Annotated in this window: 14 protein-coding genes and 1 CRISPR repeat array; of the genes, 6 read left to right on the forward strand and 8 right to left on the reverse strand. The window is 39.9% G+C overall.

Going from position 1 to position 17,079, the window contains the following annotated elements; all coding sequences use genetic code 11:
• Nucleotides 1-387 (reverse strand): BLOC-1 subunit 2 family protein (locus tag HNR63_RS11685; RefSeq protein ID WP_246316793.1); only part of this gene is annotated, 387 nt, incomplete at its 3' end.
• A gap of 365 nt (nt 388-752) precedes the next feature.
• Between HNR63_RS11685 and HNR63_RS11690 the strand changes: the two genes are divergently transcribed.
• Together HNR63_RS11690 and HNR63_RS11695 are read left to right on the forward strand one after the other, a co-directional pair.
• Nucleotides 753-1,055, forward strand: coding sequence for an ArsR/SmtB family transcription factor (locus HNR63_RS11690; protein WP_009360715.1), 303 nt, complete (start codon nt 753-755; stop codon nt 1,053-1,055).
• An 80-nt stretch (nt 1,056-1,135) separates the two neighbouring features.
• The gene (locus tag HNR63_RS11695; protein ID WP_181520816.1) at nt 1,136-2,485 is read left to right on the forward strand and encodes an aldehyde dehydrogenase; all 1,350 of its coding nucleotides are present in this window, start codon (nt 1,136-1,138) and stop codon (nt 2,483-2,485) included.
• Between the two features lie 145 nt (nt 2,486-2,630).
• A CRISPR array of direct repeats spans nt 2,631-3,521; the repeat unit is 36 nt; unit sequence GTCATAGTTCCCCTGAGGTTGTTGCTGTGGTATGAT.
• A gap of 99 nt (nt 3,522-3,620) precedes the next feature.
• Here HNR63_RS11695 and cas2 read toward each other — a convergent pair.
• Genes cas2 through cas9 form a run of 3 tightly spaced genes read right to left on the reverse strand, consistent with a single transcriptional unit; the run spans nt 3,621 to nt 8,026 of the window.
• The gene (gene cas2 / locus HNR63_RS11700) at nt 3,621-3,941 is read right to left on the reverse strand and encodes a CRISPR-associated endonuclease Cas2 (RefSeq protein ID WP_343047749.1); all 321 of its coding nucleotides are present in this window, start codon (nt 3,939-3,941) and stop codon (nt 3,621-3,623) included.
• A complete protein-coding gene (gene cas1, locus HNR63_RS11705; RefSeq protein ID WP_246316794.1) occupies nt 3,934-4,833 on the reverse strand; it encodes a type II CRISPR-associated endonuclease Cas1 in 900 nt (299 codons plus the stop codon). Before cas1 ends, cas2 begins: the two co-directional genes overlap by 8 nt.
• The gene (gene cas9, locus HNR63_RS11710; protein WP_181520818.1) at nt 4,763-8,026 is read right to left on the reverse strand and encodes a type II CRISPR RNA-guided endonuclease Cas9; all 3,264 of its coding nucleotides are present in this window, start codon (nt 8,024-8,026) and stop codon (nt 4,763-4,765) included. Before cas9 ends, cas1 begins: the two co-directional genes overlap by 71 nt.
• Nucleotides 8,027-8,603: 577 nt before the next feature.
• Between cas9 and qoxA the strand changes: the two genes are divergently transcribed.
• From qoxA to qoxD, 4 genes are read left to right on the forward strand one after another with little or no spacing between them, the layout of a single operon-like run.
• Complete coding sequence (qoxA, locus tag HNR63_RS11715; RefSeq protein ID WP_181520819.1) at nt 8,604-9,575, forward strand: cytochrome aa3 quinol oxidase subunit II; 972 nt, start codon at nt 8,604-8,606, stop codon at nt 9,573-9,575.
• The gene (gene qoxB, locus HNR63_RS11720) at nt 9,565-11,541 is read left to right on the forward strand and encodes a cytochrome aa3 quinol oxidase subunit I (protein WP_181520820.1); all 1,977 of its coding nucleotides are present in this window, start codon (nt 9,565-9,567) and stop codon (nt 11,539-11,541) included. Before qoxA ends, qoxB begins: the two co-directional genes overlap by 11 nt.
• Nucleotides 11,531-12,136: a cytochrome aa3 quinol oxidase subunit III gene (qoxC, locus tag HNR63_RS11725; RefSeq protein ID WP_009361853.1), complete on the forward strand. Its 606-nt coding sequence runs from the start codon at nt 11,531-11,533 to the stop codon at nt 12,134-12,136. Before qoxB ends, qoxC begins: the two co-directional genes overlap by 11 nt.
• Entirely contained in the window at nt 12,137-12,436 is a 300-nt protein-coding gene (gene qoxD / locus HNR63_RS11730; protein WP_021094558.1) for a cytochrome aa3 quinol oxidase subunit IV, read from the forward strand.
• A 16-nt stretch (nt 12,437-12,452) separates the two neighbouring features.
• Here qoxD and pstA read toward each other — a convergent pair whose 3' ends face one another.
• The 4 genes from pstA to HNR63_RS11750 all read right to left on the reverse strand — a co-directional run bounded on the left by pstA (nt 12,453) and on the right by HNR63_RS11750 (nt 16,979).
• Nucleotides 12,453-13,364, reverse strand: a complete 912-nt coding sequence (gene pstA, locus HNR63_RS11735; protein WP_021094559.1) for a phosphate ABC transporter permease PstA — start codon at nt 13,362-13,364, stop codon at nt 12,453-12,455.
• Nucleotides 13,365-13,367: 3 nt separating this feature from the next.
• Nucleotides 13,368-14,288: a phosphate ABC transporter permease subunit PstC gene (gene pstC / locus HNR63_RS11740; protein WP_021094560.1), complete on the reverse strand. Its 921-nt coding sequence runs from the start codon at nt 14,286-14,288 to the stop codon at nt 13,368-13,370.
• Between the two features lie 62 nt (nt 14,289-14,350).
• A complete protein-coding gene (locus HNR63_RS11745) occupies nt 14,351-15,226 on the reverse strand; it encodes a phosphate ABC transporter substrate-binding protein (RefSeq protein WP_085788652.1) in 876 nt (291 codons plus the stop codon).
• A 22-nt stretch (nt 15,227-15,248) separates the two neighbouring features.
• Nucleotides 15,249-16,979 (reverse strand): copper amine oxidase N-terminal domain-containing protein, encoded by a 1,731-nt coding sequence (locus HNR63_RS11750; RefSeq protein ID WP_181520821.1) that lies wholly within the window; start codon nt 16,977-16,979, stop codon nt 15,249-15,251.
• Between the last annotated feature and the right edge of the window lie 100 nt (nt 16,980-17,079).

Here is a 17,079-nt window from a genome sequence, read left to right on the forward strand (position 1 = left end):
GTCTAGCGCTTGGACTTTTCCGTCGAGTGTTTGCACTTTCTCGTCTAGCGCTTGAACTTTTCCGTCGAGTGTTTGCACTTTCTCGTCTAGCGCTTGGACTTTTCCGTCGAGTGTTTGCACTTTCTCGTCTAGCGCTTGAACTTTTCCGTCGAGTGTTTGCACTTTCTCGTCTAGCGCTTGCACTTTTTCGTCTAGTGCTTGCACTTTCCCATCGATTGCTTGCACTTTTTCGTCTAGTACTTGAACTTGTTTGCGTAAGGAAGATACTTCTTTTTCAATGGATTCCACCTTTTTCTCAACTGCTTCCACTCGTTTTTCTAGCGATTCGACTTTTTCTCGTGTTGCTTTTACTTCGTGAAGAATTTCGTAAAGCAACTGTTCCACCATGTCATTCACCTCCTTTTCGTTTCCATTTTACACGAATCGACAACGGATGACTAGCGAACATTTTCATTTTTTAGGCAAGCTGCTTATAGATGAGCACATTTTCTCAATGATGTTTTAGTAGAGAACGGCTGGCAAATGGGTGACAAGAAGTAGAGGAAATAAGTAGTGATTGAAGCTGATTATTGTAACGCTTCATGATTTTACAGCTAGTAAAACAAGAAATGTTGTGGCGGAAAAAAGTAGGAGACTAAAAGGTAATTTTGGAATAGTTGAGGAGACAAAGGAGAGTTGACAAACAGGGAAAAAGAGAATATGATGTTTTTATCAAATGTTTAAACTTTTAAACAAAAGAAAGGAAGAGAGGAATGGGACAAAAAGCGATCGAGGTGTTTCGATCGTGCATACCGTTATTTCAAGCGTTAAGCGATCCTCACCGTCAAGATATTGTATTGTTGCTTGCAGAACATGATAAGCTGACAGTCAATGAAATTACAGAACGGTCAAGTTTATCCCGTCCAGCGATTTCGCATCATTTAAAAATTTTGCGCGATCAAGGACTAGTGTCAGTAGAACAAAAAGGGACATTGCGATATTATGTGTTGTCTATTGAAAAGGCCGTTGAATTATTAAAAGAATTGATTCAAGCTGTAGAAAATGAGTGCCTTTAGATAACTAAAGGCCGAATTTTTCATTTTATATGTTTAAGTTTTTAAACATTTGAAAAATAGGTGTGATAAGGGTGAGAAATATGGAGCAGCTACTTCAAAAACAAAAGCATTATTTTCAAACAGGCGAAACACTTTCTCTTGAGTTTCGCTTAAAGCAATTAACACGTTTGAAAGAGACAATAAAAAAGTATGAACAGGCCGTTACGGACACGTTAAAAAAAGAGCTGCATAAATCCCCATTTGAAGCGTATACGACGGAAATTGGCATCGTTTATGAAGAGATTCGTTTTGTAATGAAACGTCTAAGCGATTGGATGAAGCCGCAACGTGTACCGACGCCATTGACACACTTTGGTTCAAAAAGTTACATATATCCAGAGCCATACGGTGTCAGTTTAATTATTGCGCCATGGAATTATCCATTTCAGCTCGCGATAAGTCCGTTAATCGGAGCGATCGCCGCAGGAAATTGTGCGATTGTCAAGCCATCTGAATATACACCAGAGACGTCGTCTTTGCTGAAAACGATTGTTTCTGAGGCGTTTTCAGAGGAATATGTTGCTGTGGTAGAGGGAGGTGTAGACGTTAGTCAAAAGCTACTTCACTTGCCTTTTGATCATATTTTTTTCACGGGAAGTGTGCCGGTAGGGAAAATGGTGATGGCTGCTGCTGCAAAACATTTGACGCCTGTCACATTAGAACTTGGTGGGAAAAGTCCAGCGATCGTCGATGCTTCTGCCCATCTCGACTTAGCTGCCAAGCGGATCGTATGGGGGAAGTTTTTAAATGCTGGGCAAACGTGCATTGCACCTGACTATGTGTTCGTGCATGCGTCTGTTAAATCGTTGCTTATTGAACGAATGAAACAGTATATTGAGCAATTGTACAGTGATAAAAATACGTACAGTCGTATAGTGACGGTGCGGCATACAGAACGGCTCGTTCGCTTCTTAGCAAACGGTACAGTTGTACACGGTGGAGCATACGACATTGAGCAACGTTGGATTGAACCGACATTGCTTGATGATATAACATGGGATGATGACGTGATGCAAGAAGAAATTTTCGGCCCTATCTTGCCCATTCTCACGTTTGAAACGATTGATGAAGCCATTCAAATGATCAACGACTACGAAAAGCCGCTTGCGCTTTATTTGTTTACAGAAGATCGCGACGTACAACAACAAATATTACAGCAAGTTCATTTCGGTGGGGGATGTATAAACGATACGGTTATGCATGTTGCCAATCCTCATTTACCGTTTGGTGGTGTTGGACAAAGTGGCATCGGTGCATATCACGGAAAAGCAAGCTTTGATGCGTTCACTCACTACAAGAGCGTGTTAAAACAAACAACGAAATTCGATATCCCGTTGCGCTATCCAAACTTTCCAAATGCGCTCAAGTGGGTACGGAAGTTGTTGAAATAAAGAGTGTTCCTTAAGGGGCACTTTTTGTTTTAGTGGAAAGTGCATTGGTTATAGTTGAATTTAGTAGTAGGCTGCAATTATATGAGGATGTCTGAGGTTGTTGCTGTGGTATGATGCAGACAGGCGTTGTAAGCGAAGGTTTTTCGTCATAGTTCCCCTGAGGTTGTTGCTGTGGTATGATGGGCGTATAAGTGATTTAGAAATGGATTTAGTCATAGTTCCCCTGAGGTTGTTGCTGTGGTATGATAAACTACTCAAATACGAGATAAAACTACCTGTCATAGTTCCCCTGAGGTTGTTGCTGTGGTATGATCACATGTATGACGAGCAGGAGGTTATAATGGTCATAGTTCCCCTGAGGTTGTTGCTGTGGTATGATTCCCGTTCCAGCAAAATGACCGCCTAGGCTGTCATAGTTCCCCTGAGGTTGTTGCTGTGGTATGATGAAAAAGCGAGATTAAAGTTAAGTATATTGTCATAGTTCCCCTGAGGTTGTTGCTGTGGTATGATTTCAAATGAAACGATAGCGTGTAATATTGAGTCATAGTTCCCCTGAGGTTGTTGCTGTGGTATGATAAATAATGATACGATTTACATAAGAAAAAGGTCATAGTTCCCCTGAGGTTGTTGCTGTGGTATGATTTGACGCTGGGGGGTCGCCCCTGCTAGCAGTCATAGTTCCCCTGAGGTTGTTGCTGTGGTATGATTCCTTTTCCGCACGATCACGCAATATTGGAGTCATAGTTCCCCTGAGGTTGTTGCTGTGGTATGATATCAGGAAATGACAAAGTTGGTTGCTGAAAGTCATAGTTCCCCTGAGGTTGTTGCTGTGGTATGATTTAACGAAGGTGCTTCGAGGTGAAGAAACGTCATAGTTCCCCTGAGGTTGTTGCTGTGGTATGATCTCATTTGTCCGAATACGAACAGGATTTCGGTCATAGTTCCCCTGAGGTTGTTGCTGTGGTATGATGCGCGGACGCAAGGCGTGCCTTGTTGCATAGTCATAGTTCCCCTGAGGTTGTTGCTGTGGTATGATACGTGTGTCAAAAAGCCTGTAATATCAACGGTTACAGGCTTTTTGATCATTTTAAAAAGGCTGAGAAGATGGAAAAAAGATTTGTCCTCCATCTGTTTTTTAAAAAAGTGAAAGTTGTGTTGCCGTAATTGTTTTTTCTCTTGGAGTAGGTTCTCCCAAAAGAAATTGCATTTTTGCATATTGTTTTTCCGTGACAATCATCGCTCGTATTGATCCTTTTGGTGGTAGGTTTCTTTTTAGCCTATTAAGATGTTTATCAGCAGATTCATGCCCATTGCAGATCCGACTATACACAGAGAATTGTAACATATCATACCCTTCGTTTAATAAAAATGTACGGAATTGTCTGTAGTGCCGTTTCTCCTGCTTAGTAACGACAGGTAGGTCAAAAAACACAAGCAATCTCATAAATTTACTCATAGTTGTGTACTTGGATAGGGAGAAGTTCCGGCAATTTTAAAAATGAAGGGTTTTCGTTTCGACTAGCTGTTACGAAGCTCTTCACCATTTCTTCAACTGCATTGGTGACTGTTAGCTTCTCCTTGCCTATTAGTATATCCACATTCACCAAATTATATAAGTCGGATCGAATGGATGATGAAAATTCGTCATCCTCTTGAATATGTTGGGCTACATGCAAATCAATGAGTGGGCGAAGAACTTCCATGAAATCATCTGCTAAATTAAACTTATTTAATTCATTGTCATGATAAATTCCTATACATGGAAAAAATCCGTAATTGACTAATGATCTAGCAACAATTCCTCTCATAATGGCATATCCATAGTTTAATGCAATATTAATTGTGTTATCATTTCGCCGATTGAAACGATCTCCAAACAAGTAACGAAAATATTTTTTGGCTCCATAAGCTTCACGATTGTTTGTATCTCCGGAATCGACCGTTTTACTTATACGATATAGATCATCAGCACCATCCTTACTTAAAAACTCTAAACACTTTCCTTGATTCGTTAATTTTTGTGATACAATTTGTTGCCATATCCTTTTCTTAAACGGTTTAGAGTAAGCGTACTGCATTTGCAGCACGCTTAGTTGACGAGAATGCTTTTGAAATGTATTTAACAGTCCATTTGGAAGCCGTTTTTGATCACATGTAAATAAAGCAATATTATACTCTGCCATTTTACTTAATGCAGCAGCAGTAATGGTGACGACATGTTCCTCAATGACTATGGAACATAAGTCTTCTAAAGGAATAGAAATCGTATCTTCTTGCTCAATCACTAACTGATTGTAACGAATGGACAATTTGCTTGCCTTTCTGATCATGATGTGACGCCAACCCAACCCTCTTTTCCCCTTTCACTTTGTAGACGTTTCCTAACACATCTACTTGGTATTTCTCGAATCGCTTGAGGGTTTTTGAACCGACACCGCGTAAAGAAAAACTTTGATCATGACTTATTAAATCTAATCCGCCGTTTGCAGAGTCAATTGTTTTAAAGTATACGAAAATATCTTTGATTTTTAGTTCTTTTCCTAACGAATCTTTAATGGTTTTTTCTTTCGGTAACTCCACTCGTATAAGATCATTTGGATAAAGACTAAATCGGAAAGTATACTCTTCGGTCATTTCTCTCCATTCAGAATATGGCTTATTTGCTTCGATTGCCTTATTTGGTAGAACCCCTCTCATGATATCCATTGTGTATACTGGTACACAATAAAACTTCCCATCTCTTTCGAAAACGTCAGTACGAACGATATTGCTATTGTAAGCGACTGTTTTCCCATCGTCTAAATGAACGACTAAGTTTTTGACATCAACGATTTTCACAGTTCGAATGATTGGACCAGGCTCCCCGTTTTTCTTTGGTTTATATAATGGTTGTTGAAAAGCTTTTTTTGGATCGTTGCCATGTTCAAGAAGGCGCTGGCGGATCGCCTCATATGTTCTTGGATCGCTTTCTTTTCCATACATTGGGAAGTGACCGTTAGAATCCAACTTAATATCTGTGAGCTTTGTTTTTACTGCTGTTTGGATTTTACCGCTTTTTTTATCTACACCTACGTAACGTCTCAACGTTTCTTGATGAGCGGATCCTGTGATACTTCTTTTTGGCATCCGTGAAACAAAAACTGGTTTCAACGATTCGAGTTTGTTATTATCATAATTTCCGATTTTTAAAGATTTTATACTTTCTTTTGGAAATTTTGATAACCTTGCCTTCAATTCATCTGAAAAGGACGGCCAAGGTTGAGGAAAGAAAGACTCTTTCTTCTTAGCAAGTTCTTTGTTTTGTTCTCGATTTTTATAAAAATTAGTGACTTTTTGTATTATGTCAGGTGAAGCGCAAGCAACGATAACTGCGTCTACTGCATGGTGTAAATCAGATTGTTCACGATTTTTGTTGAAATCCCAACGGCTGCGGAGATGAGCAGTAATTTTCCCATTGACGGTGTATACTTTTTGTTCTTTACCTCCATCGGCAAACTTTAAATGCTCTTTTATGAAGTTAGCAAAAAAGCGTGAAATGTATCTTGTGTCATTTAAATTTCGCTCTTTGAACTCTTTTTCTTCTGTTTCTTGATAATGTAAGCGAAGCAAGTTTCTTTTTTTGGCTTTTGAAAATTGCTTATTTGTTAAAACAAAATTTTCGAACCTCTGCCAACGATCTGTGCCGAATCCCAGATACTCTACCGGTGTGCGGTTACCTTTTTGTCGATTTTCTCTCGTTAGCACGAGTGCTTTGTTGGCATAACCATCATCTAAACTACGGCTATAAGGTAAAATGTGATCGACTTCAACATATCCATCTTCAAGTAGGCGTTCTAACTCAATCCGCTCTAATGAGTACATACATTGACCATTTTGCTCACTCCATAGTTTAAATTTCACAATATCCAATCCAGAGGGGTTTTTTGTTAAACCATACTCTACTAATTGTTTAATAGCTGTTTCATTTTTTTTGCGATTGTCATCTTGAGCCTTCTGTATTTTGCGTCTTTCATCATACGAATGTGATAGGTCCCGAGCTAATTCAATGTGGATAGATACAGGTGATCCATATTTTTTAATAATTGCGTTAACGACTTTACGTGCTTGAGTTAAAGCCCTCATAACGACTGGATTTGTGATGTCAGGTATGTTAGGTAGTAGAACTGTTTTCTCTTTTTTTCTTGGACCATTAAAATTATATCCTGCCAGTTCACATGCCTTTGAATATAATTCTCCGTTCTCCATGTGAGGTAGTATGTTCCTCATAGCTTTCAACGATAGATGACCAAATTTCGAAAAAGATAGTTGAAGCAATTGCTCAATTAGAGGTTCTTCATAGATTTTATTAGTTAAGTTATGAATTACCTTACCGTCAGCACGTACATACACATTTTGTAAATAAGAGTAAATATCTTCATCATTTTTGAAAATTGTAAGAGCATAACCAAAAGTATCAAAATCATCACTTGAAAACATTGTTGATGCTTCTTTTCCATAAACTTGTTCAACACATTTTCGGATTTTATGGTAAGCGTCTAACTCGAGAAAACGAACATTCTCTATCTTTTTCAACGGTTGATTAGCATCATAAACGAGACCTTTAAATTTTATGTCATCTTGCAACTGAAGTAATTTACGGATGTCATAATATGTTACTTTATTTTTCAAAAAAGCTTGCCTGTAAATCAAACGTCTTTCTTCATCGGTTAACGCTCTTATTCCTTCTAAAGAAACTAATCTTAACTTGTTAATATGTTCCCATGCTACAAATGATTGAAATGTGTAAGTGGCTTTTGGAGCCCTTCTCTCTTCTGACTCAAACGTACAAAAACCAACTTTTTTCTCGATGTCATCTTTTGAAGCGAAAGGTCTTTGAGATGACCAAATGCGCAAATATTGTTTCTCAAATTGTTCAGAGCAAACAGGATTGTGAAATTCGCGTTGTTTACTAAAGATACATTGAATTTCTTGTTCTAAACTATGGCGAGCAATCATGTTTGAGTAGTCTTCAGATTTATTGCGTTTATGATTTTTAAATTTTTCATCATGGACAATCATATCAGCCACCGTTCGATAATGACTTAAAATGGACTGATTATGCTCAATCTGTTTAAAAATAATACTATCTTCGTTCGTATTATGTTCACTTTTTCGATTTGACCTAAATCCACGACGTTTGGCAAGGTGTAAGAGTACACGAGCAAGCTCATCGTTATTTAATTTTCTTTCTAGAGCATCAACACGCAATTGCCATACGTCAACTAAATGACGGTTCTTAAACAAGTTGTTCATTTCATTTTTTGTTAAAACACCTTCACGCACTAAAAGACGACGGATACGTTCTAAGCGATGTTTTCTTCGGCGTAATCTCCTGCGTGTAGATCGTGCGACTCGTCGTGGGAGAGAAAGAGGTTCTCCCTGTGGTTGTTCAGCTTTATCAAAAATACGTACTCCAAGATCTTCGATTCTAATCTTATCAAGGTTAATAATAGCCCACCCGACTGAAGTAATACCTATGTCCAATCCAATCTTGTATCTCACGTGTTTCCCCTCCTTATGTAACAAAAAAGACCCCAGCATTCTGCCGAGGTCTTAGTCTGTAGTGAAATGGGGAGTGCCCCTAAAGGGCTTAGGCGATCCCCAACGCCACGGGTCATCTACTCCCTGAAAGTAGAGCCCTTATCATAGTAACCCTGAGATCGTTGCTGTGGTACGATCTTAATGCTATAGTAAAGGATTTTATTAGAAATTTCAACATTAAATTCTATGAATTAGATAGATTTTATTTTTGAACAAATTTCGAAAAAATTTTAACGAAAATGTGACAAGTTTTCGAGTGAAAAACCTATTTCTTTTTTTATTTCCATGTATTATATAAAAGATAACGCTTTTCTCGCTCATTTTTTGAGATTGAGAAAAGTGTTTTTCTTTTTGTCAATCCATTTGCTGCTTATTTTTCCTCGATGCATTTTCTTCCTTCCTTTTTTCGTCACAATTATTTTTACAATACATGTTAAAATCATTTCAATAGTGTTAATACTACAAAGCTAATTAAATTCGTTCGTTTTGTATTTGTTTCTTTGTTCAATGAATCACAATTTTGTTGAGGTGAAGACAGATGAAGCGTTTGTTTGCCTTAGTTATAGCGGGATTGCTTCCGCTTCTTGGTGGCTGTGAGATGGTTGTGTTTCAGCCGCAAGGACCAGCTGCACGAAGCATTACAGAACTGATTAACTGGTCGATTTGGTGGATGCTTCTCGTTGTTGTCGTTGTATTTGCATTGTTTGCTTACATCGTATGGAAATATCGTGATCGCCCTGAACGGAAAGGGGAAGAACCGCCTGAAGAGCACGGAAGTACGGTGCTTGAAATTGTATGGACAGTTATTCCGATTTTGATCGTCATCGCACTAACGATCCCAACGATGAGAACGTTATATGATTTAGAAAAACCGCCGAAAGGGTATGAAGACAAAAAACCGCTCGTCATTCATGTGACGTCAGCCGATTGGAAATGGATTTTTAGCTACCCTGAACAAAATATTGAAACAGTAAACTACGTCAACATTCCAGCAGGTCGCCTTGTGTTATTTAAAATGACTTCCGCGTCCACGATGCAGTCGTTTTGGGTACCGGCGCTAGCTGGACAAAAATATACGATGAACAAAATGGAGACGGAATTGTACGTCGTTGCAGATCGTCCGGGTTCGTATGAAGGGCGGAATACAAACTTTAACGGACGCGGGTATGCGCATATGCAGTTTGAAGTGTTAGCGCAAACGCCACAAGAGTTTGAAAAATGGGTGGAAGAAGTGAAACAAACGGCACCGAAACTAACGAAAGAAAAATATGAGCAATTGTTGTTGCCGACACATTTAGGACGATTGACGTTTGTCGATACGCATTTACAATGGGTAAACCATGCTGATCCGCACTCGAAAACGTACACAAATCCAGAATTATATCGCGGACATGGATATCAAGGGAAAATTTTTATTCGTGAAGATAACTATAAAAACTCATCAACTTGTAACGATGAGGAACAAAAAGCTTTAGAGAGTGATAGTGGAGGTGAACATCATGGGCATTAAGTGGAATGAAATATTTGTTGGAGGAGACCCGCTTCTTGTCGGTTCACAAATTGCGATTGTATTGACTGTCGTTGCGATTGTCGTTGGGTTAACGTACTTTAAAAAATGGGGTTGGTTATGGCGCGAATGGCTTACGACAGTTGACCATAAAAAAATTGGGATTATGTACATTTTATCAGGTGTACTCATGTTTTTCCGCGGTGGGATGGATGGACTGTTAATGAAGGCGCAAACAGCTCGCCCAGAAATGAACTTTTTAGATGCGCAACACTACAATGAAATTTTTACAACACATGGCGTCATTATGATTTTGTTTATGGCGATGCCGTTTTTGATCGGTTTAATGAACGTTGTCGTTCCTTTACAAATTGGGGCGCGCGATGTGGCGTTTCCTCAGTTGAACGCACTTAGCTTTTGGCTATTTTTTAGCGGGGCGATGTTATTTAACATTTCGTTCGTTGTCGGCGGTTCACCAGATGCAGGATGGACGTCGTACTTCCCGCTTGCTGGAAAAGAGTTTAGTCCGGGAATTGGAAATAACTACTATGCCATTGCGCTGCAAATTGCAGGTCTTGGGACGTTAATGACGGGGATTAACTTTATCGTCACGATTTTAAAAATGCGTGCACCGGGCATGACGTTGATGAAAATGCCGATGTTTACATGGACAACATTCATTACATCAATCATTATTGTCGCAGCGTTCCCGATTTTTACAGTTGCCTTAGCGTTAATGACGTTTGACCGTTTGTACGGAACGCATTTCTTTACGCTTTCTTCAGGCGGAAGCGATATGCTTTGGGCAAACTTGTTCTGGCTGTGGGGCCACCCAGAAGTGTATATCGTTATTTTGCCGGCGTTCGGTATTTTCTCAGAAGTGATTGCGACGTTTTCACGAAAAACGTTGTTTGGATACACATCCATGGTCGTTTCGATCGTTGGTATTGCGTTTTTAAGTATGATCGTATGGGTGCACCATTTTTACACGATGGATGCAGGTCCTGCGGTGAACTCGTTTTTCTCGATTACAACGATGCTCATCGCTGTTCCGACAGGGGTGAAAATTTTTAACTGGCTGTTTACGATGCGAAAAGGACGCATTCAATTTACAACTGCCATGTTATGGGCGCTCGCTTTCGTGCCAAACTTCGTCATCGGCGGAGTGACAGGGGTTATGTTAGCAATGGCGGCTGCGGACTATCAATATCACAATACGCTATTTTTAGTCGCGCACTTCCATTACGTATTAATTCCGGGCGTTGTGTTTGCGGTATTTGCAGGATTGTACTATTGGTGGCCAAAAATGTTCGGTTTTATGTTAAACGAAAAGCTTGGCAAATATCACTTCTGGTTGTTTGTGATCGGATTTAACGTCACGTTTATGCCGATGTTTTTCCTTGGCTTAAAAGGAGCGGTTCGTCGCGCGTATACGTATTCAGCAGAATCAGGGTTTGCGCCGCTGTTTCTCGTTTCTGCGATCGGTTCTATTATTTTGGCGATCGGCTTTGCGGTATTTTGTTATAACATTTATTGGAGCTTCCGTTATGCGAAGCGCAATGTTTCCCACGATCCATGGGATGCGCGCACGCTTGAATGGATGACTGCATCGCCAGTACAATTTTATAACTTTGCGGTCGTTCCAGAAGTGAAACAATTAGATGCGTTTTGGCATATGAAAAAACGTGGCGAAACGCTTACGTTGAAAGAAAGCGACATCAAAAAAATTCATATGCCGAGCAACTCCGGTTTGCCGTTTTATATGGCGGTCGTGTTTGGGATTACAGGTTTCTTCCTCGTCTTTGAAGCGCACATCGCAGCAGCTGTTGCGGCAATTGGGATTGTCATCGGGCTTGTCATTCGTTCGTTTGATTACAATGATGGCTATTATGTAAGCGTCGATGAGATTAAACGAACAGAACGTACGTGGAGAAACGTAGAAGGGGGGACGGAAAATCATGTCGGCTAACGTCAATCATTCGCTTCCACTCGAATATCAAACGGAACAAAACCGATTAAATATTTTAGGTTTTTGGATTTTTCTCGGTGCAGAAATTGTGCTATTTGCGACGTTGTTTGCCGTCTATGGTGTATTAGGTCACCGCTATGCCGGTGGCCCAACACCAAGCGACATATTTAAGCTGAACGATGTGCTTATTGAAACGTTGTTGTTGTTGACGAGTAGCTTCACGTGTGGGTTAGCTGTCTTTTTCATGCGACAACGCGATATGAAAAAACTGCTCGTTTGGTTTATTATCACCCTTTTATTAGGGGCAGGCTTTTTATTCATGGAAATTCGCGAATTTATTCATTACGTGCATGAAGGAGCGACGATGCAAACGAGCGCATTTTTATCGAGCTTTTTCGTGCTGCTTGGCACGCACGGTGCGCACGTGACGTTCGGAATCATTTGGGCGATTATGCTCATTATTCAACTCCTTCAACGCGGTTTGACGCCAATGACTGCAAGAAAAATGTTTATCATTAGTTTATATTGGCATTTCCTTGATGTCGTTTGGATTTTCATTTTTACGTTCGTTTATTTAAAAGGGATGGTGGGGTAAATGGAACATAAAAGCAAATATCCCGTTAGCCACGTTGTTGGGTTTTTCTTTTCGCTTATTTTAACGTTTGTCGCGGTGTTCGTCGCATTAAAAATGAACGTATCATATACGATCGTCATGTGGATCATCGGTTCACTCGCGGTCATTCAAGCGGGACTTCAACTATTTATGTTTATGCACGTCACAGAAGGAGAAGATGGAAAAACGAACGTTATTAATATGGCATATGCGGTGTTCGTTGCGATCGTCATTGTCGCAGGATCGATTTGGGTGTTAACATCTGGACATGCGGCGCATTAAAATGAGAACCCCTCGCTTAACTTTTGCGAGGGGTTGCTTTTATTTTTGTAATTAGCGTTTGAATCCAAAGAGGGAAACGAACAGTAAAGCTAATCATTAAAACAATAAGAACAAGAATGGCCGCAGACTTTTCAGCAATTTCTTTTGCATCTGGTACGAGCGCTTCTGATTGAACATACCATAAGTGGACAGGAAGTGTACCGCCTTGTGATAACAAGTTGAAATCCCACATAAATCCTGATGTCGATGTTCCGCCTGCCAAAATAATGATGGCTGATTCACCAAAGGCGCGACACGCAACGAGGCTAATTCCAGTTAAAATACCATTTAATGCAGCCGGGAGTACAACTTTTAATATCGTCTGTGATTTTGTCGCTCCCAGCGCGAGAGATGCTTCACGAATGTCTTGTGGCACTGCTTGAATCGCTTCTTCTGTGACGCGAGCTAGCACAGGTAAGTTTAACAACGCGAGTGTAATGGCAGCTCCAATGATCGTTAAGCCGATGCCGACATATTCAACAAACAATACGTAACCAAACAAACCGAAAACGATAGAAGGAACGGATGCTAAGCTTTCGACAGATGTGCGCACAAACTCCGTAAATCGGTTGTTCGGTGCGTATTCTGCAAGAAAAATGCCAGCTCCAATGCCAATTGGCAACGACAAAATGAGAGATAAAATGAGAACGTAAAAGGAGTTGAATAAGAATGGTCCGATCCCACCGCCAGCTTCTAATTCATCAGGTAATTTTACAAGAAAATCGAGCGATAGTTTCGGCAAACCTTTTCCTAAAATGTTATACAATAATCCGATGATGAGTAGAAATGTCGTGACTGTAATAATAGTAACAAAAATATGAAACAGACGGTTTGTATAAATCGCACTGGCGATTGTTTTCCGATGATTATGAAACAACGAATCTTTCATGGATTACTCTCCCTTTGGACGAAGTTGACGAATAATAATAATTAATACGAGAGAAATGAATAAAAGTAAAAATGCCATCATGTATAGTGCATAGTTCCATGTCGAGTCAAATTGAACGTTTGTAATTTGCATAACAATGTTGCTCGTTAACACTGATGTTGGTGTAAGCAAGTCCCAACCGAACTGTGCAGTATTCCCGATAACCATAACAACAGCCATCGTTTCACCGATTGCACGTGTCATGCCTAAAATAATAGCTGTTAAAATACCTGGTCGGGCAGCTGGAAGAACGATGCGTGTAATGACTTGAAGCTTCGTGCTCCCAAGCGCGTAGCCCGCCTCGCGCAAATGTTGCGGTACCGCACAAATGGCATCATCACTAATGCGAGTGACAGTCGGTAAAACCATCATCGTTAATACGAGAGCAGCAGCGAGAAAGCCATCACCAACGAGCGTGCCTGTCGTTTCACGAATGAATGGAATTAAAATCGTTAACCCTAAAAATCCGTACACAATGGAAGGAATGCCGACTAGTAAATCTAGCATCGGGCGCATGATGTTTTTTAACCAGGTTGGTGCAATCTCAGCGATGAAAATGGCGATTGCTAGGGCAATAGGTGTACATATTATTAACGTTAAAAAAGTTAAGTACAACGTGCCGAGAATAAATACAGCTGCTCCGTATTTTTCTTCAAAAGGCTCCCACGTAGCTGAAAAAAAGAATTCTTTCCATGATACATCTTTAAACACGAGAAACCCCGTTTGGCTAATAAAAATGACGATCGAAAAGAGAGCGACGCCTAAAGAAAGTGCACTTGCTAAACAAGCGTAACGAAAGGCATTATTTTTCATATACTTTGTGCGCCATTGTTTTGTTTTCGTTTGTTCATGTTGGATGCGAACATGTTCGGCAGGTAACGCCATGTTGTTTCCTCCTCGTTTATCATATAAAAGACAGCCCCCTCATGAAGGAGGCTGCAAGTCACTTATTTCTTTTTCATTGCTGTAATTGGGATAAACTTTAATTTTTTCAGCGAACCTTCTTGGAACTTTTTGCTTTGAACAAAGTCGATGAACGCTTTATTTGCTCCTGTTGCAGGACCTTTTGTTAACAAATAGCCGTAACCCCAAACAGGATATTTCCCGTTAATGACGTTTTGTACTGTTGGCTCGACACCGTTATATGCTACTGCTTTAATATCACCTTTAATGTATGCAAGGTCTGTGTAACCAATTGCGTTTGGCGTTGTACGAACAGCTTCAATCATATTTCCGTTTGAAAGAACTTCTTTATAATTTTCACCTTGTGTCATAAAAGGAGCACCTTTAAGGGCGCCAAGTTGGTAGTTTACGCGCGTTCCCGACCCGTGCACGCGGTTGACAACGATAATTGGTTCATCTTTTCCGCCGACTTCTTTCCAGTTTTTAATTTTTCCAGCGAAAATGTCTTGCAATTGTTTTGTAGTTAAGTTTTTGACAGGATTGTCTTTATGGACAATTGTTGCAAACGGAATGACTGCAATTGGGTACGCGTTTAACCCTTTAAATGCATTAAATCCAGGTACAGGTTTTGTTGCATCCCAGTCACAAGCTCCGATCGTTGATGATCCTTTTGAAACTGATTGAGGTCCGACGATAGATGCTGTCCCAGATACAGAAACTGCAACTTTTGGATTTGCTTTTTTAAATTCTTTTGCTGCTTGTTGTGTTAGTGGAAGCAGTGCTGACGAGCCAGCGATAACGATTTTACCTGTTTGTTGAGATGCTTCTGTTTTTTCTGTCACAGCAAGAGAAGAACCGAATAACAAACTAGTAGACAATGCGACAAGAGAGAACTTTTTAATAAATGATTTTAAATTCATTACTTTTCACCTCTTACAAAATTTATTTTGTGATATCAATTAATTTATTGTTCATGACGATAGCAATCTTTTCTCCTTCATCAGTTGGAATCGTTACAGCAATTTCATTACCGAATGGAGAAGGAGCAATTGCTGTTATCGTCGTTTTTGTGTTAAAAATGCGCGTCCATTGTGCTTGTGGTGCTGTGGCGCGATAGATTGAGTAAGATCCATCTTTCTCTTCTACTAAGACGAACACGATACTTCCTTTTGTTGCGACATATGTGATATTCATAGTTGTCGCCATGTTTTGCTCTTGACCGGAAACAATCGCCTTTAATACAGGAAGCGCGTCTTCATCGTCTGGATTAGCGCTTAAATAAACGATCGCATCACCAGCGAAGAAAGAAAATGTTTTATTGTTTGTATCTGTTGTTACTGCTGTTGGCTTTTTATCGGCTGTCGTTAAATCAACAACGTACAATTGTGGCTCTGTACCAGTTGTATCAATTGAGTCGATTTCTGTTTTTGAATCATCTGTATAGTTTGCCTTTGCTTCTTTTGCGGCCGTGTACATTAGTTTTGTACCGTCATTTGATAGACGAAGGTCGGATTTATATTTTACTTTGTCGTCAACAATTTTTGTCACTTCACCTGTTTGAACATTGATGGAAGCAATTACATCGCTATTATTTCCTTTAAAGAAGTAAATGATAGAACTGTCTGGTGACCATGTAAGTTCCACTTTTACATCGTCATCTGTGCCTACAGGAATCGCTTTTTTTGTTGCTAGGTCGACGATGAACAATTGACCATTATCGTCTACATATGCCCCTTTTTTCTTATCCGGAGATAAAGCAAGGTCTCCGCTTTCGAGCGTTGCGATCACTTTACGCGATGGAATGTGCACAATTTTCGATACAGGCTCATCGTTTTCGTTTGTGACGATGACGTATTCATTGCTGAGCCATTGCGGGTTAAAGTTTGTTCCTTTTAAAAATCCATTTGTGGCGATAAATAATGGATTACCGTGCTCGATTTCACCGCCTAATTTTGTTACCATACCGCGTAAGTCAGCATAAAACTTACCGTTTACTTTGACTACCGACGAGCCTTGTTGATGAAGAAGGAAAGAAGCTTTTTTTCCTTTTCCACTTAAAGTGATTGTTTTTGTTTTCCCATCGACATTCATCGCTACACCAAATGCTTTTGCCATATCAGACAGAGAGTAGAGTGTTTTTTGACCGATCGCTATCGCGTCGAATGGAGTTGCTTGTCCATCAACTGAAAGGGTCACTTTTTTTGTTTGCACGTTTCCGTTTGTGGAAAGAAGAATAGGGCTCGCATTTGTTTGCAACTGTCCGCCAAACGCTTGAACGATCGCTACAGCTGGGACGTATAACGTGTTGTTTACCATTTTAGGTGCGACGTTCATCGTTACTTTTTTCCCATTGATGACGGCAACTTTGTCATTGGCTTTGACTTGAACAACTGCTCCTTTTTTCGCTAGTTTGTATGTTTTTTCCTTCTTGTCATAAGAATACGTAGCTCCTAATAATTTAGCGAGCTCTGGAGCAGCTATAATCCAATTTCCACCAGAAATCGTCGTAGCGGAAATTGGTATCACCGTTCCGTTAACACTCCAATTTGTTTTTTGGATTGTTTGTTTTTCGACAGCCTTTGCTTCCACGTTCCATGTTGTCGTTGAAACGAGTGGAGAAGCAAGAACAGCTGATGCGATCAGCGTATGTGCAAGCACTTTCTTAACGGACATTCTTTTCCCTCCTAAGTTTGTATATCAACACCGTTGATTATAGAAGGTGAATATTAATGCAGTTTAATAGTTTTGTATAGTTTGTAAAAAATATGTTTAA

The sequence above is a fragment of the Anoxybacillus ayderensis genome (assembly GCF_013761015.1).
GTDB lineage: Bacteria > Bacillota > Bacilli > Bacillales > Anoxybacillaceae > Anoxybacillus > Anoxybacillus ayderensis.

What these genes read in the sequence shown, in the direction of transcription:
- qoxA (WP_181520819.1), top strand. Translation starts at nt 8,604, where the DNA reads ATGAAGCGTTTGTTTGCCTTAGTTATAGCGGGATTGCTTCCGCTTCTT.
- qoxC (WP_009361853.1), top strand. Translation starts at nt 11,531, where the DNA reads ATGTCGGCTAACGTCAATCATTCGCTTCCACTCGAATATCAAACGGAA.
- HNR63_RS11745 (WP_085788652.1), bottom strand. Translation starts at nt 15,226, where the DNA reads ATGAATTTAAAATCATTTATTAAAAAGTTCTCTCTTGTCGCATTGTCT.
- HNR63_RS11690 (WP_009360715.1), top strand. Translation starts at nt 753, where the DNA reads ATGGGACAAAAAGCGATCGAGGTGTTTCGATCGTGCATACCGTTATTT.
- qoxD (WP_021094558.1), top strand. Translation starts at nt 12,137, where the DNA reads ATGGAACATAAAAGCAAATATCCCGTTAGCCACGTTGTTGGGTTTTTC.
- pstA (WP_021094559.1), bottom strand. Translation starts at nt 13,364, where the DNA reads ATGAAAGATTCGTTGTTTCATAATCATCGGAAAACAATCGCCAGTGCG.
- cas2 (WP_343047749.1), bottom strand. Translation starts at nt 3,941, where the DNA reads ATGAGTAAATTTATGAGATTGCTTGTGTTTTTTGACCTACCTGTCGTT.
- pstC (WP_021094560.1), bottom strand. Translation starts at nt 14,288, where the DNA reads ATGGCGTTACCTGCCGAACATGTTCGCATCCAACATGAACAAACGAAA.
- qoxB (WP_181520820.1), top strand. Translation starts at nt 9,565, where the DNA reads ATGGGCATTAAGTGGAATGAAATATTTGTTGGAGGAGACCCGCTTCTT.
- HNR63_RS11750 (WP_181520821.1), bottom strand. Translation starts at nt 16,979, where the DNA reads ATGTCCGTTAAGAAAGTGCTTGCACATACGCTGATCGCATCAGCTGTT.
- HNR63_RS11695 (WP_181520816.1), top strand. Translation starts at nt 1,136, where the DNA reads ATGGAGCAGCTACTTCAAAAACAAAAGCATTATTTTCAAACAGGCGAA.